This is a genomic window from Oceanicaulis sp. UBA2681 (assembly GCF_002354675.1).
Lineage (GTDB): Bacteria > Pseudomonadota > Alphaproteobacteria > Caulobacterales > Maricaulaceae > Oceanicaulis > Oceanicaulis alexandrii.
In genome coordinates this window covers 6662-20522 of record NZ_DEMB01000008.1, presented here as the reverse complement: position 1 = coordinate 20522, position 13861 = coordinate 6662, and the positions used below count along the sequence as shown (strand labels likewise).

15 protein-coding genes are annotated in these 13861 nt (G+C 62.5%); 3 read left to right on the top strand and 12 right to left on the bottom strand.

Annotated features, from left to right (window positions below):
* The first annotated feature begins 101 nt into the window (after positions 1–101).
* Entirely contained in the window at positions 102–1607 is a 1506-nt protein-coding gene (locus B3M53_RS05270) for a DEAD/DEAH box helicase (RefSeq protein ID WP_286799740.1), read from the top strand.
* Between the two features lie 95 nt (positions 1608–1702).
* Positions 1703–2764 (top strand): GGDEF domain-containing protein, encoded by a 1062-nt coding sequence (locus tag B3M53_RS05265; protein ID WP_286799738.1) that lies wholly within the window; start codon positions 1703–1705, stop codon positions 2762–2764.
* A gap of 74 nt (positions 2765–2838) precedes the next feature.
* Here B3M53_RS05265 and B3M53_RS05260 read toward each other — a convergent pair whose 3' ends face one another.
* The 11 genes from B3M53_RS05260 to B3M53_RS05210 all read right to left on the bottom strand — a co-directional run bounded on the left by B3M53_RS05260 (position 2839) and on the right by B3M53_RS05210 (position 11661).
* The gene (locus tag B3M53_RS05260) at positions 2839–3444 is read right to left on the bottom strand and encodes a glutathione S-transferase (RefSeq protein WP_022699650.1); all 606 of its coding nucleotides are present in this window, start codon (positions 3442–3444) and stop codon (positions 2839–2841) included.
* Positions 3445–3520: 76 nt separating this feature from the next.
* On the bottom strand, positions 3521–3880 hold the full coding sequence (locus B3M53_RS05255; protein WP_160091593.1) for a HesB/IscA family protein: 360 nt from the start codon (positions 3878–3880) through the stop codon (positions 3521–3523).
* A 10-nt stretch (positions 3881–3890) separates the two neighbouring features.
* Positions 3891–4337, bottom strand: coding sequence for an SUF system Fe-S cluster assembly protein (locus tag B3M53_RS05250; RefSeq protein WP_160091592.1), 447 nt, complete (start codon positions 4335–4337; stop codon positions 3891–3893).
* Positions 4338–4351: 14 nt separating this feature from the next.
* Positions 4352–5593 carry a cysteine desulfurase gene (locus B3M53_RS05245; RefSeq protein ID WP_160091591.1) on the bottom strand — a complete coding sequence of 414 codons (1242 nt, stop codon included), beginning with the start codon at positions 5591–5593 and terminating at the stop codon, positions 4352–4354.
* Positions 5593–6690, bottom strand: a complete 1098-nt coding sequence (gene sufD, locus B3M53_RS05240; protein WP_160091590.1) for a Fe-S cluster assembly protein SufD — start codon at positions 6688–6690, stop codon at positions 5593–5595. The genes B3M53_RS05245 and sufD overlap by 1 nt, the downstream gene beginning before the upstream one ends.
* Complete coding sequence (gene sufC, locus B3M53_RS05235) at positions 6690–7454, bottom strand: Fe-S cluster assembly ATPase SufC (RefSeq protein WP_022699655.1); 765 nt, start codon at positions 7452–7454, stop codon at positions 6690–6692. Before sufC ends, sufD begins: the two co-directional genes overlap by 1 nt.
* Positions 7455–7555: 101 nt before the next feature.
* Positions 7556–8212 carry a hypothetical protein gene (locus B3M53_RS05230; protein ID WP_160091589.1) on the bottom strand — a complete coding sequence of 219 codons (657 nt, stop codon included), beginning with the start codon at positions 8210–8212 and terminating at the stop codon, positions 7556–7558.
* Positions 8205–8522, bottom strand: coding sequence for a hypothetical protein (locus B3M53_RS05225; protein WP_286799734.1), 318 nt, complete (start codon positions 8520–8522; stop codon positions 8205–8207). The genes B3M53_RS05230 and B3M53_RS05225 overlap by 8 nt, the downstream gene beginning before the upstream one ends.
* Before the next feature lie 3 nt (positions 8523–8525).
* Positions 8526–10037: a Fe-S cluster assembly protein SufB gene (sufB, locus tag B3M53_RS05220; RefSeq protein ID WP_286799732.1), complete on the bottom strand. Its 1512-nt coding sequence runs from the start codon at positions 10035–10037 to the stop codon at positions 8526–8528.
* Between the two features lie 20 nt (positions 10038–10057).
* Positions 10058–11197, bottom strand: coding sequence for a cysteine desulfurase family protein (locus B3M53_RS05215; RefSeq protein ID WP_286799730.1), 1140 nt, complete (start codon positions 11195–11197; stop codon positions 10058–10060).
* Positions 11194–11661, bottom strand: coding sequence for an Rrf2 family transcriptional regulator (locus tag B3M53_RS05210; RefSeq protein WP_028284451.1), 468 nt, complete (start codon positions 11659–11661; stop codon positions 11194–11196). The genes B3M53_RS05215 and B3M53_RS05210 overlap by 4 nt, the downstream gene beginning before the upstream one ends.
* A gap of 233 nt (positions 11662–11894) precedes the next feature.
* Between B3M53_RS05210 and B3M53_RS05205 the strand changes: the two genes are divergently transcribed.
* Positions 11895–12578, top strand: a complete 684-nt coding sequence (locus tag B3M53_RS05205; RefSeq protein ID WP_022699661.1) for an alpha/beta hydrolase — start codon at positions 11895–11897, stop codon at positions 12576–12578.
* An 83-nt stretch (positions 12579–12661) separates the two neighbouring features.
* Here B3M53_RS05205 and B3M53_RS05200 read toward each other — a convergent pair whose 3' ends face one another.
* Entirely contained in the window at positions 12662–13768 is a 1107-nt protein-coding gene (locus tag B3M53_RS05200; RefSeq protein ID WP_286799726.1) for an anhydro-N-acetylmuramic acid kinase, read from the bottom strand.
* Positions 13769–13861: the final 93 nt, after the last annotated feature.

Here is a 13861-nt window from a genome sequence, read left to right as displayed (position 1 = left end):
CCGGCCTTTTATGTTCGCGCCACGCAGATGCGCCGGAAAAGTCGGCGCCGGTATGACGAGATCGACCCCGATCTTGGCCGATTTAGCGACTTCAGAGGCGCATGACGTTTGAAGACCTCGGGCTGAGCCCCGCACTCCTTTCAGCTATTGCTGACGCTGGTTACGAAAAGCCCACCCCGATCCAGGAGGGCGCCATTCCGGTTGCGCTGACCGGACGGGACGTGCTGGGCATCGCCCAGACCGGCACCGGCAAGACCGCATCCTTCACCCTGCCCATGATCGAGCGCTTGTCGCGCGGCCGCGCCCGCGCCCGCATGCCGCGCTCTCTGGTGCTGGCGCCGACCCGCGAGCTGGCGGCGCAGGTGGCTGATAACGTCAAGCTCTACGCCAAGAACCACAAGCTCAACATGGCGCTCCTGATCGGCGGCGTCTCCTTTGAGCCGCAAAAGCGGATTCTGGATCAGGGCGCAGACATCCTGATCGCCACGCCGGGACGGCTGCTGGACCATTTCGAACGCGGCGGCCTGTTGCTGACCGGCGTCGAAATCCTCGTCATCGACGAAGCCGACCGCATGCTGGATATGGGCTTCATTCCCGATATCGAACGCATCCTGAAACTGTTGCCGCCGCGGCGTCAGACGCTGTTCTTCTCGGCCACCATGCCGGGAGAGATCAAGCATCTGGTCGACAACTTCCTCAACGATCCCGTGCGGGTCGAAGTGGCGCGTCCGGCGCAAACTGCAGAGCTGATCACCCAGTACATCCTGCGCGTCCCGGACAATCAGGCGCGGACCAAGCGCGAAGCCCTGCGCGCCGCGATCAATCGCGACGGCGTGAAAAACGGCATCATCTTCTGCAATCGCAAGCGCGATGTGGATGTGGTCGCTCGCTCGCTGCAGCGTCACGGCTTTTCCGCCGCCCCGATCCATGGCGACCTTGATCAGAGCCAGCGCACAAAAACCCTGGCGGACTTCAAGTCTGGCGAATTGCGCCTTCTGGTGGCGTCTGACGTGGCCGCGCGCGGTCTCGACATTCCCGCCGTGAGTCATGTGTTCAACGTGGACATTCCGCGGAACGCCGACGATTACGTCCACCGCATTGGCCGGACAGGTCGCGCGGGTCTGAAGGGCGAAGCGGTGACGCTGGTCTCCGCTGAAGACGCCAAGGCCCTCGCCAAGGTCGTCAAGCTGATCGGCAAGGAACCTGAAGAGCTCAAGCTCGACGGGTCTGCAACCGGTGCGCCTGCAGCTGAACCCGCGCCTGAACCGGCTCAGACCGGCTCCTCCGAGGAAAAACCAAAGTCTCGTCGCCGGTCGCGCTCGCGCAACAAACCGGAGGCCAGCAAGGTCCAGGCGGACGCCTCTGAGGCCCCTGATCTGGCGGCTTCAGAAGACGCACCAGCGATGGCTGAGGCCCCTGTGGAAGCCCGTGACCATGAAGAGCCTAAATCCTCTGAGCGTGCTGCGCCCAGAGAGCGCTCCTCGCGCTCACAACGCGGCTCGCGTCAGGACAGGCCGTCGCGTCACGATCGCCATGAGCGCGATACGTCGCCGGTTGGATTTGGCGACCATGTGCCCGAATTTTTGCTTCGACCCGCGTTTCCGTAGGCAAAAAATGGCCGGCGTTTACCCGATCTTTTGATTCGGAGGGCATACTTCCTGCCAAGAACCGCAGAATAGCGGTCCAAGGTCAGGGATATGCTTTGAACGGTCGTTTACACGCTGCTGAAGGGATCGAAATCGGGCGCAAAGCGCTGGATTTGATGGCGAGTCTCGGACTTGTTCCCACGCCTCATAACTATGCGGTCTTCACGGCATACGTGTCTGACACCATTCCTGATTTATGCTCGGTCATTCAAAGGCATATTGATCGGGACGAGCCCTTGTCCTCTGAGCTTCTCGAAGATCTTTACGACACGCATTTCAGCTTCAAACGCATCCAGAGCGCGGTTCTGGGTGCAGGTGGGGCCATGAGCCGCGAGCTGGGCTCTGTCGTTCAAACCCTGCAGGCTGCTGAACGCGACACCGCCGCCTATGGCGCGGAACTCGCAGGCGCCACGGGCCGCCTGGACAAGGTCACAGACGCCAACGCAATCAAACAGATGGTGGAAGGCCTGGTCGCCGCCACGGCACGGATGCAGCGCCGGTCACGTGATCTTGAGCGCCGCCTCCAGGAAACCAGCCAAGAAGTCAATCAGCTCCGCAGCAATCTCGAAAAAGTTCGCGAGGAAGCCATGACCGACGCCCTGACCGGCGTCGCCAATCGCAAGCGCTTTGATGAATCCATGCGCAAGTCGCGCCGGGACGCTGATCTGAACGGGTCGCCCTTTTCACTGGTCTTGTGCGACATCGACCACTTCAAACGCTTCAACGACACCTGGGGCCACCAGACCGGTGACCAGATCATCCGCTTCGTCTCCGCCTGTCTGGCGCGCTATGCGTCCGACCATCATGTGGTGGCGCGGTATGGCGGTGAAGAGTTCGGCATCGTCATGCCCAACACGTCTCTTGAAGACGCCAAGGCGATCGCGGAGAAAATCCGTCAGGTCGTTGAGAGCAAACGCCTGCTGCGCAAGTCCACGAATGAGGACCTGGGCAATATCACGATCTCCATGGGCGTCTCCCAGTTCAGGCCCTCTGAAGTGGTGGAGTGCCTGATCGAGCGCTGTGACGCCAATCTGTACAAATCCAAACAGCAAGGCCGCAATCGGGTCACTGTGGACGGCGATCAACTGCCGAACCGACAAGGCATCGCCGCCGCCTGATCCCTCTGACGGTCGTATGAAGACAAAACGCCCTCAAGCGAAAAGCTTGAGGGCGTTTTCATTTCGGAGGCCGCTTAGGCGCCAGACGGCGGGCGGGTCTGTTCAAAACTGGCGCGCTGGTCCCAACGCGCCGCAAAAGTCGCGAGCTCGGGATAGTGCTCACGCCAGTTCAGTTCAGCAAACCTCAGATCCAGATAGTGAAGCGCGATGGCGACGCTCAGGGCGCCCAGATCCACCGAGCGCTCATATTGGGAACGGTCCTGGTTTAAGGCGTCCAGAGTACGCCGCACGCCGCGCTCCCAACGCTCTGACCAGAAATCCCACTGCTTGTCGGCGTCACGCTGCATCTCGATCCGGCGACCGATGGTCAGGTCGATGAGCCCGTCCGCCAGCGCCTGCTGACGCATGACCAGAATCCGGCTCTCGCCGCGCCGCGGAATCCAGTTCTCTTCGTCCATACTGTCGATGAATTCGCAGATCAGAGGAGAGTCCATCAAGGCCGGGGCGCCGTCACGGTCAAGCGCTGGAACCTTGCCCAGCGGGTTGATGGCGAGGAGCGCTTCAGGATCACTGCGCGGATCGCATTCAATCACTTCGATCTTGCGCTCAAGGCTTTTCTCGATGATCAGCGCCCGGCATTTACGCGCATAGGGCGAAGTGGGAGAGACATAAAGTTTCACAGCGCCAGTCCTCTGTTGGGAGCGGCATGTGGCCGCGCTGCCCGCTGAAAGGCAAGTGGAGGATGCAGGCGTCGGCTTAATCCGCCAGCTGTGCAGGCACCAGAGTCACACTCTCCCCACAACCACAGGCATCGGTTTCATTGGGGTTCCGAAAGACGAATTTAGCGTGCAAAGGCGTGATTTCATAATCAATCTGCGCCCCCAGCATGAAGAGCAGGGATTTGGAATCCACCACAATCTCCACGCCCTGATCCTCGACCCGCTCGTCCAGCGGATCAGGCTCGCTGACATAGTCCATGACATATTCCATGCCAGCGCAGCCGCCATTTTTGACGCCCACGCGCAGATAGCCGGCGTCACCGTCCGCCATCAGTTTTTTCACGCGCTCAGCGGCGGCTTCAGTCAGGGTGACGGCTTTGGGTCTTTGTCGGGCCATGATCGGCTCCTTAAAACATGTTCAGCGTCAGCTTGGCTTCGTCAGACATGCGATCCGGCGTCCAGGGCGGATCAAACGTCAGGGTGACATCGGCCCGTTCCACGCCTTTGACCGTTTCACACGCATCGCGGACCCAGCCCGGCATTTCACCGGCGACCGGGCAGCCTGGCGCCGTCAGCGTCATTTCGACCTTCAGACTGTGATCAGGCTCCAGATCAACCTGATAGATCAACCCCAGCTCGTAAATGTCGACCGGGATTTCCGGGTCAAACACCGTTTTCAAAGCCTCGATCACGTCATGGGTGATGCGCTCGATCTCTTCTTGCGGAATCTCGGACTCCGCCGCAGCATCATGCGTCGGTTTCGCATCAGCCGAAGTCGGCGCATCCAGGGTCATGGACGGGGCGGCGCCCAGATCCATCATGTCGCGTTCAGAGCTTTTGTTGTCAGTATCCATGCTCGTCATACTCTCTAGATGAGAAAGCTCTTGGCTTTTCGCAACGCCTCAAGCGCCGCATCCACATCAGCCTCGGTGTTGTAGGCGGCGAAGCTGGCGCGCAGCGTGCCCGGGACGCCAAAGCGTTGCATCAGCGGGTGGGCGCAATGATGGCCCGCACGCACCGCAACGCCATACTTGTCCATGAGTTGCGCCAGGTCATGCGGATGCGCGCCCTCAAGACCGAACGAGGTGATGGCGCCCTTGTCTTGAGTGCGGCCGTAAATGGTCGCGCCCTCAAACTCGGCGAGCCCCGCTTCGAACCGGTCCATCAGCTGACGCTCATGCTCCATCAGCGCGATCCGGTCGAGGCCGCACATCCAGTCCAGCGCCGCGCCCAGACCGATGACCTCAGCGATCACCGGCGTGCCGGCTTCAAACTTGTGCGGCACGTCGGCGTAGACCACGCCGTCTTCGCGCACTTCAGCGATCATTTCACCGCCGCCCTGATAGGGGCGCAACCGGTCCAGCCAGTCGCCCGCCGCATAAAGCGCGCCGGCGCCGTTGGGGCCATAGAGCTTGTGGCCGGTCACCACGTAGAAGTCACACCCGAGCGCCTTGACGTCGACCGGCATGTGAACCGCGCCCTGAGAGCCGTCCACCAGCACGGCGGCTCCGACGGCATGGGCTTTGCTCACAATCGCCTCGATGGGCGAAATGGTGCCCATCACATTGGACATATGGGTGATGGCGACCAGCTTGGTGCGCTCGGTCACAAGCGCATCGAACGCGTCCATATCCAGCGCGCCGTCATCGGTCACCGGCGCCCATTTGAGCACCACGCCCTTGCGTTCACGCAAGAAATGCCAGGGCACGATGTTGGAATGGTGCTCCATCTGGCTGAGGATGATCTCGTCACCCTCGCCCAGCGTCGCGCCAAAGCTGTCCGCGACCAGATTGATCGCTTCAGTGGCGCCGCGCGTGAAGACGATCTGGTCGGCATGATCCGCGCCCAGAAAACGCGCCATCTTGCCCCGGCTCGCTTCAAAGGCTTCGGTCGCCTCATTGGCCAGCGTATGAAGGCCGCGGTGGACGTTGGCGTAGGAATGACGCCACACATCAGCAACGGCCTCGATCACCGCCTCGGGCTTCTGAGCGGACGCGGCGCTGTCGAGATAGACCAGCGGCTTGCCGTTCACTTCGCGGCTGAGGATCGGGAACTGGGCGCGGATTTGCGCCACATCCAGACCGCTCACAGGTTTGCGTTCAGCTGACATCAGAGCGCCTCCAGCGCCGCCATCAAGCGCGTCATCAGGCGCTCGCGGTCATCGTCATCACGGATGCGTTCGATCGGTTCCGCCAGAAAGCTTTGCGTCAGAAGCGCACGCGCTTTCACGTCCGGCAGGCCGCGCTGGCGCATGTAGAACAACGCGTCTTCGTCCAAGGCGCCAAAGGCGTTGCCATGGGCGCAGACCACATCATCAGCGTAGATTTCAAGCTCGGGCTTGGCGTCGATCTCCGCGTTTTCGTCGAGCAGCAGGCCGCGATGCTGCATCTGGGCGTCAGTTTTCTGCGCCGCCTGCTCCACATGGATCTTGCCCTGGAACACGCCCTTGCCGCCCTTGGCGGCCGCGCCCTTGAACAGCTCTGAGGTCGCGCCGTTCGGGCCCACATGGCGCACGACTGACGTCTGATCGAGATGCATCCCCTCGCCCAGCACATAAGCGCCGTTCAGTTGCAGCTCTGCGCCCTCGCCAGCATGATTCACATGGGTTTCAAGACGCGCCAGCTTGGCGCCAAACCCCAACGTCGTCTGGTTCAACGTCGCGCCCGGCGCCAGATCGATCAGGCTGGTGACCACAAGCGCCCCGTCCGGCGAGGCGTCCTGCTCGATGATCCGCTCCAGCTCCGCGCCGGGCATCACCACGATCACAAGCGTCAGGTTCGCAAACCCGTCCGCCTCCACGGCGTAGCTTTCAATCAGCTCCGCCTTCACGCCTTCCGGCACAAGCACCAGAACCTGTTGGTGAGCGAAACCCTTGGTGGCTTCGACGCCCAGCTCCAGCCGTTCGCCGTCTTCCAGCGTGTAGACCTGAATGTCCTCGCCTAACGCTGAAGCGAGGCGAGGCATAAGGAGGCCCGGCTCTTCGTCCTGCTCGGCCCAGGCGTCAGGCTCGCGCGAGATGGTGAAGGTCAGAACGCCCGGCTCGGCGGGCAGTTTGCCCACCACCGTGCGCAGATCGGTCCATTTCCACTCTTCCACGCGGCGATTGGGCAGGCCCTGTTCGGAGAGGAGAGCGCGCAAGGGCGCGTCCTCGGGCAGCTGACCAATCAGCGCCGTCTCCATATCAGTCAGTTTGACAGCCGCACCCATTACGCCGCCTCGCCTGCGTATTTGTCATAGCCTTCTTTTTCGAGCTTGTGCGCCAGCTCCGGGCCGCCGGTCTCCTGGATCCGGCCAGCCGCCATCACATGCACCACATCCGGTTTGAGGTAATCGAGAAGACGTTGGTAGTGGGTGATCACCAGCATGCCGCGCTCTTCATTGCGCAGAGCGTTCACGCCGTCAGCGACGACTTTCAGCGCGTCGATGTCGAGGCCGGAATCCGTCTCGTCGAGGATCAGGAATTTCGGCTGCAGCATCAGCGCCTGGAAAATCTCCATGCGCTTCTTCTCGCCGCCCGAAAAGCCCACATTCACCGGGCGCTTGAGCATGTCATTATTGATGCTCAGCTGAGCGGCGGCTTCGCGCGCCAGCTTCATGAAAGCCGGCGCCGGCACTTCATCCTCGCCGCGCAAACGCTTTTGCGCATTCAGCGCTTCCTTCACAAAGGTCAGCGTCGGCACGCCGGGGATCTCCACCGGGTACTGGAAGGACAGGAACACGCCCGCTGCGGCGCGCTCTTCCGGGGCCATCTCTGCAAGGTCCTGACCGTCAAAGCTCATCGAGCCGCCGGTAATCTCATAGCCGTCGCGGCCCGACAGCACGTAGGACAGAGTGGACTTGCCGCAGCCATTGGGGCCCATGATGGCGTGCACCTCGCCCGCCGGGACTTTCAGGCTGACGCCCTTGAGAATTTCACGGCCGTCGCCGTCTTCCGCATCCACACGCGCTTTGAGATCGTCAATCACCAACATGGTCGTCTTCCTTGTCGTCGCGCCGGCGCATGAGAGGGAGGCCGGCTCGAACCCTTATTCGTTTCGGCGCTCGCCCTGGGCGCGCGCCATCTCGTCTCGTCCTACAGCTCCGCCTCACAGGCGGTCAGCAGGGTGTTTGCATCCAGCCCCGCCGCGTCAAACGCCGGGCCGGGGGTCAAAACGCAGGCGCGATCCGCCAGATCGCTGTCCAGCGCATAAGCCAGAACCAGCCCGTCATCAGAGAGCACATAAGCGTGGTAGCCATATCGAACTGCAGAGCTGCGCGAGGCGATGCCCAGAAGGCCCGTATCCTCATCGCGCTCAAGCCCCAGACCGCTCACTTCGCCAGCGGGCTCGAAGCGCCCGTCAATCAGCTGCCGGATGCGGTACACCGTGTTCACATTGCCGGTGAAGTCCGGGATGATCAGCTCAGGATCGCCATCTTGATCAAGGTCTTCCAGTGACGGCGCCGACATGGCGTCGCCATGCTCTTCGTCAAAGCTCTGCAGCTCCGCGCCGTCTTCCAGCGCCAGCAGACGGAAGTCATAACCGCCGTCAGTGGCCGTATAGATCAGGCCCATTGTGTCGTTGACGGATTGAACGCAGCCTTCCGCAAGGCCCTCGCCGCACATGGCGAGGCGGGGGCTGGTTTGTTCCACAGACGGCGCCGGAGCTTCGGCTTCAGGCGAGCTGCAGGCCGTGATGAAGGCGGTGAACGCCAGGGTGGCGCCAGAGCAAATCAACTTACGCTTATCCATGCTCGCGCCCTCTTTCGACGTCGCCAGCCCGGTATTGCGCCACGGTGCGGTTCGGGTCGCCCTTGCTGACGGTCGCCAGCATAAGCGTGCCTACGCCAAACGCTGTCAGCATGATGAACGGGATAAGGCTCATCACCAGGCCAGCCCCGAGCCGTGCGCTTTCAAACAACAAAAGCACGCCCAGAGCCATCGCCCCCAGAAACACGCCGACCACGGCCCAGCCCTGCCAGACAATGGGGTAGAACCGTCCCTTGAAGGCTGGCCTGCCGATATCTTCAGCGCGGCGACGTGCGAACCAGTACTGGGTCATCGCTTAGCCCACACTCCCTTCGAGCGAGACTTTCAGGAGCGCCTGGGCTTCCACAGCGAATTCCATTGGCAGCTCCTGCAGCACTTCGCGGCAGAAGCCGTTCACCAGCAGCGCCACGGCGCTTTCTTCATCCAGGCCGCGCTGGCGCGCGTAGAACAGCTGTTCTTCTGAGAGCTTGGAGGTAGTCGCCTCATGCTCCAGCGTCGCCTTGGGCGTCTTGCATTCGATATAGGGCACGGTGTGCGCCCCGCAGGTATCGCCGATCAGCAGGCTGTCGCACTGGGTGAAATTGCGCGCGCCCTCGGCTTTTGAGTGGACCGAAACCAGCCCGCGATAGGTCTGGTCCGATTTACCCGCCGAGATGCCCTTGGAAATGATGCGCGACTTCGTATTGCGGCCCAGATGGATCATCTTGGTGCCGGTGTCGGCTTGCTGACGGCCATTGGTCACGGCGATGGAATAGAACTCGCCCTGGCTGCCATCACCCTTCAGGACGCAGGATGGGTATTTCCAGGTGATCGCAGACCCCGTCTCAACCTGGGTCCAGCTGACCTTGGAGTTCCGGCCGCGGCAGTCGGCGCGCTTGGTGACGAAGTTATAGACCCCGCCTTTTCCATCCGCGTCGCCCGGCCACCAGTTCTGAACCGTGGAATACTTGATCTCGGCGTCATCGAGCGCGACGAGCTCCACCACGGCGGCGTGCAGCTGGTTTTCATCGCGCATGGGCGCGGTGCAGCCCTCGAGATAGGACACATAGGCGCCCTCGTCCGCGATGATCAGCGTGCGTTCGAACTGGCCGGTGCCTTCGGCGTTGATCCGGAAATAGGTCGACAGCTCCATCGGGCAGCGCACGCCCTTTGGCACGTAAACAAACGAGCCGTCCGAGAAGACCGCGCTGTTGAGCGTGGCGAAGAAATTGTCCGTCACCGGCACGACTGAACCGAGATATTTCTTGATCAGCTCGGGGTATTCGTGAACCGCCTCGGAGATCGGCATGAAGATCACGCCAGCCTTGGATAGCTCTTCCTTGAAGGTCGTCACGACCGAGACGGAATCAAACACCGCATCCACGGCCACCTTGCGCTGCGACCCTTCGGTGCGCGCATCGGCGGCGCTGGCGTCCGCGCCTTCAACGCCGAGCAGGACTTCCGCCTCTTTCAGCGGAATGCCAAGCTTCTTGTAGGTGTCGAGCAGCTCCTGAGGAACCTCGTCCAAGCTCTTGTATTTAGCGGAGTCTTTCGGCGCCGCGTAATAGTACGCGTCCTGATAGTCGATGGGCGGATAGCCCACTTTCGCCCAATCGGGCTCCTTCATCTGCGTCCAGCGTTTGAACGCTTCAAGACGCCACTCAAGAAGCCATTCAGGCTCGCCTTTCTTGGCCGAGATGAAGCGCACAGTGTCTTCGCTCAGACCCTTCGGCGCGCGCTCTTGCTCGATCTCGGTGGTGAAGCCGTACTTGTACTTGTCAGATTCCAGCTGACGAACGTCTTCGATGGTTTCCTTGACCGCAGGCATAAGCCGCTTCCTTTTTACTCTCAGACCGCCGCGCGGGGGCGCAGGCGGGTGTATTCACTCAGCCAGGCGTTCGCGAACGCCTCGATATCGTCTTGGGTCGTCGTCCAGCCCAGCGAAATGCGCAGCGCGCTCTCCGCGTCTGCAGATGACGCCCCCATGGCTTCCAGCACCTTGGATTTGCGCACCTTGCCCGACGAGCAGGCCGATCCGGCGCTGACGGCGAAACCGTTCAGATCGAGCGCGATCACCTGGATCTCGCTGGGCCAGCCCGGCGCGGACAGACACAGCGTGTTGTCGAGCCGGTTCTCGCGTTCACCCCAGATCGTCAGCTCGGGAGCGCCCGCCTGAAGCCGCACTTGCAAAGCATCCCGCAAGCCCTTGATCCGGATAAGCTCTTCGTCGGAGCCCGCTGCAGCCACAGCGGCGCCGAAGCCGGCGATCCCGGCCACATTTTCAGTGCCCGCCCGTCGGCCTTTTTCCTGGCCGCCGCCAATTATTTGCGCCGCAACTCCAGTCTCGCATGACACCGCCAGAGCGCCGACGCCCTGAGGGCCGCCGACCTTGTGCGAAGACAGCGCGGCGAAGTGCGCCATGGAGCCCGCAAAATCAAAGCCCGCCTTGCCCAGCACCTGAACCGCGTCGATGTGATACAGATGGCCCGCCTCGCGGATCATCCGGCCTGCCTGCTCATATGGCTGGATCACGCCGGTCTCGTTATTGGCCGCCATCAGCGCGAACAGGATCGGCGTTTCACCTTCTTGCTCAGCGCGTTGCAGGCGATTTTCAAGCCAATGGATGTCCGCTGTTCCGTCAGCCGTCACCGGCCAGACTTCACAGGGCACGCCCAGCGCGCGTGCAGCAGCGCCGACCGCTTCATGCTCGATCGCGGACACGATCACACGCGTCGCGCCTGCCGCGATACCGGCCTTGAGGCCGAGATTGTTCGCTTCGGTGCCGCCGGAGGTGAAGACCAGGTCTTCGGCCCGCGCGCAAATTGCCTTGGCGATCACGCTGCGCGCCGTCTCGACGCGCGCACGCGCCGTCCGCCCCGGTCCATGAACCGAAGACGGATTGCCGGCCGCGCCAAGCGCGTCGAGCACGCTGGCGCGCGATTCAGGCCTGATCGGCGCCGTGGCGTTATGATCGAGATAGACCGTCACTCCGCCGCCGCCTCCAGGGTCGCGTTAGCCGTGCGGCGCCCCATCGACAGGCCCATCACCCGGCGTTCCAGCACGTCTTCCAAAGTCACATCGCTCAGGAAGAGATGGATATGCCGGCTCAGCTCATCCCACAGGTCGTGGGTGACGCAGCGTCGTCCGCTTTCCAGGCAGCCGGCCGCCTTGCCCTGGCACCGGGTCACGTCCACCGGCTCTTCAACCGCCAGCATGATGTCGGCGATACGGGTTTCATTGAGCGCTCGACCCAGCTTGTAGCCGCCGCCCGGGCCGCGCACGGATTTGACGACGCCGGCGCGGCGCAGCTTTGCGAACAATTGCTCTAGATAGGAGAGCGAGATTTCCTGGCGCGAGGCGATGTCACCCAGCGGCACAGGACGCTCTAGGCTGGCCTGGGCGAGATCGACCATGGCCATCACTGCATAACGCCCCTTGGTGCTCAGCTTCATGACATTATCGTTGGCTAACCCGTACAAATAAGCGCGGCGCGCTCGCATTGTGCGGCCCGGCCGTGTTATGAGGCCGATCCGATTGTCTAACAGCGCTCGCGTATCAGGGAGCTAGTATCCCCAGCGCGAGAGTCAAGTATTAGGACTTGGTTTTCGCATACCCCTTGCACCACCTGGAAATCAATTCCTGAGTGCAGAGCTAGGGAAATTGAAGCAGGACCCGTAAGCTTTCCATGCCCGACGTTATCATTCCCGGCCCGGCCGGCCGCCTTGAAGGCAAATACAGCCCGTCCAAGACCCCTGGCGCTCCTGTCGCACTGATCCTGCACGCCCACCCGCGCGGCGGCGGTCATATGGACACGCCGGTCAGCACCATGATGTATGACGAGTTCAAGGAACGCGGCTTCTCTGTGCTGCGGTTCAATTTCCGCGGCGTCGGCCGCAGCCAGGGCACGTATGACCAGGGCCTGGGCGAACTGTCAGACGCCGCCACGGCGCTCGACTGGGCGCAGGCGCACAATCCCAATGCGTCGTATTGCTGGGTGGCCGGGCATTCCTTCGGCGCCTGGATCGCCATGCAGCTTCTTATGCGCCGCCCGGAGATCGCCGGCTTCATCTCGGTGTCTCCGCCCACCAACATGTATGATTTCAGCTTCCTGGCGCCCTGCCCGGCGTCCGGCCTGATCGCGCATGGGGAATCAGACGCCATCGTCCCGCATGACGAGATGGAGCGCGCCATGAGCAAGGTGCGCACCCAGAAGGGCATCATCATCACCCATGACATCATCAAGGGCGCCGGCCATCTCTTCACCGATCATCTGGAACCGTTGGAAGCATCGGTGAAGACCTATCTCGACAAGCGCCTTCCTGAAGTGGATATCGAGCGCGCCGAGATGGCGAACACCGGCAAGCGCTAGGCCGCCGGTCGACTCGCCAGCACATTTCAAAAGCCCCGGCCTGTCAGGCCGGGGCTTTTTGTTTGCGCTCCGAGGTCAAACGCTCAAGGGCGCGCGATCCGGCCGCCGGTGAGCGGCTGCGCAATCCCCGTGGTGCCCGGAAAGCTGAGCGGCAAGCCGCGCAGCGTTCGCGCCGCCAACACCGCAAAGGCTTCCGCCTCGATCAGATCGCCGCGCCAGCCGATCGCTTCCGCGCTGCAGACCGACATCCCTGTGACTTCGCTGATACGGCGCAAAAGATCCGCATTCTTCCGACCACCACCGCAGACGACCAACCGCTCGGGACGTTCAAGACAAGCCGCCAGCCCCTGGCCAATGGCTTCAGCAGTGAACTGGCTCAGCGTCGCCGCGCCATCTTCCACCGTCAGATTGCGCGCCGCATCGAGGGAAAAATCCCAACGGTCGAGCGATTTGGGGCCTTCCAGCGCGAAATGCGGGTGCGCCAGCAAGTCCTCGAGCCCCGCCTCATGCACGCGGCCTTCAGCCGCCAAGGCGCCATCCCGATCCATCGACTGCCCCGTGCGTTCCTCCACCCAGGCGTCAATCAGTCCGTTGCCGGGCCCGGTGTCGAACGCGTCCAGCGATCCGTCCGCGCGGATCAGGGTCAGATTGGCGACGCCGCCAATGTTCAGAACGCCCAAAGGCCGTTCAAGACCCGACCCTTGCGCCAGCACGGCGTGATAAATCGGCGCCAGCGGCGCGCCCTGCCCGCCAGCGTCCATGTCAGCGGTGCGAAAGTCATACGCCACCGGCACGCCCAGACGCTGCGCCAGCGCGGCGCCGTCACCCAGCTGACGGGTCCGGCCCGGGCGCCCCGGCTGTGGCGGTATATGGATCACCGTCTGGCCATGAAAGCCGACCAGATCAATCTCGGCCAATGTCAGCCCGGCGCGTTCGGCCACAGCCTCCACAGCGCGGGCATGGGTCTGGGTGAGCACGTCTTCGGCCTGCTTGAAAATCTCAGGCTCGGCGCCCTCAAAACGCCAGTCGAGCGCAGCATCGACCGCCGCTTTCAACACCGCGCGCTCTTGCGGCGAGAACGCGGTTTCCGCTCCCGGCCCGAACCGCGTGATGGTCTCGCCGTCCGTCTCAAGCAAAGCGGCGTCCACGCCATCCAGCGAAGTGCCGCTCATCAAACCGATGCTGATCATGGCGTATCCTGTTGAGGCTCATCCCGGGGCGGGTCGGCAGGGTCTTCAGCGGCCACCGCCGGTTCGTCCGCAGCCGCCTCTTCGCGATCTTCG

Bases quoted from the DNA above. Each gene is read 5' to 3' on its own strand.
- B3M53_RS05270 (WP_286799740.1), top strand. From the start codon at position 102: ATGACGTTTGAAGACCTCGGGCTGAGCCCCGCACTCCTTTCAGCTATT.
- B3M53_RS05255 (WP_160091593.1), bottom strand. From the start codon at position 3,880: ATGGCCCGACAAAGACCCAAAGCCGTCACCCTGACTGAAGCCGCCGCT.
- B3M53_RS05250 (WP_160091592.1), bottom strand. From the start codon at position 4,337: ATGGATACTGACAACAAAAGCTCTGAACGCGACATGATGGATCTGGGC.
- B3M53_RS05245 (WP_160091591.1), bottom strand. From the start codon at position 5,593: ATGTCAGCTGAACGCAAACCTGTGAGCGGTCTGGATGTGGCGCAAATC.
- sufD (WP_160091590.1), bottom strand. From the start codon at position 6,690: ATGGGTGCGGCTGTCAAACTGACTGATATGGAGACGGCGCTGATTGGT.
- sufC (WP_022699655.1), bottom strand. From the start codon at position 7,454: ATGTTGGTGATTGACGATCTCAAAGCGCGTGTGGATGCGGAAGACGGC.
- B3M53_RS05230 (WP_160091589.1), bottom strand. From the start codon at position 8,212: ATGGATAAGCGTAAGTTGATTTGCTCTGGCGCCACCCTGGCGTTCACC.
- B3M53_RS05225 (WP_286799734.1), bottom strand. From the start codon at position 8,522: ATGACCCAGTACTGGTTCGCACGTCGCCGCGCTGAAGATATCGGCAGG.
- sufB (WP_286799732.1), bottom strand. From the start codon at position 10,037: ATGCCTGCGGTCAAGGAAACCATCGAAGACGTTCGTCAGCTGGAATCT.
- B3M53_RS05210 (WP_028284451.1), bottom strand. From the start codon at position 11,661: ATGAAGCTGAGCACCAAGGGGCGTTATGCAGTGATGGCCATGGTCGAT.
- B3M53_RS05205 (WP_022699661.1), top strand. From the start codon at position 11,895: ATGCCCGACGTTATCATTCCCGGCCCGGCCGGCCGCCTTGAAGGCAAA.
- B3M53_RS05200 (WP_286799726.1), bottom strand. From the start codon at position 13,768: ATGATCAGCATCGGTTTGATGAGCGGCACTTCGCTGGATGGCGTGGAC.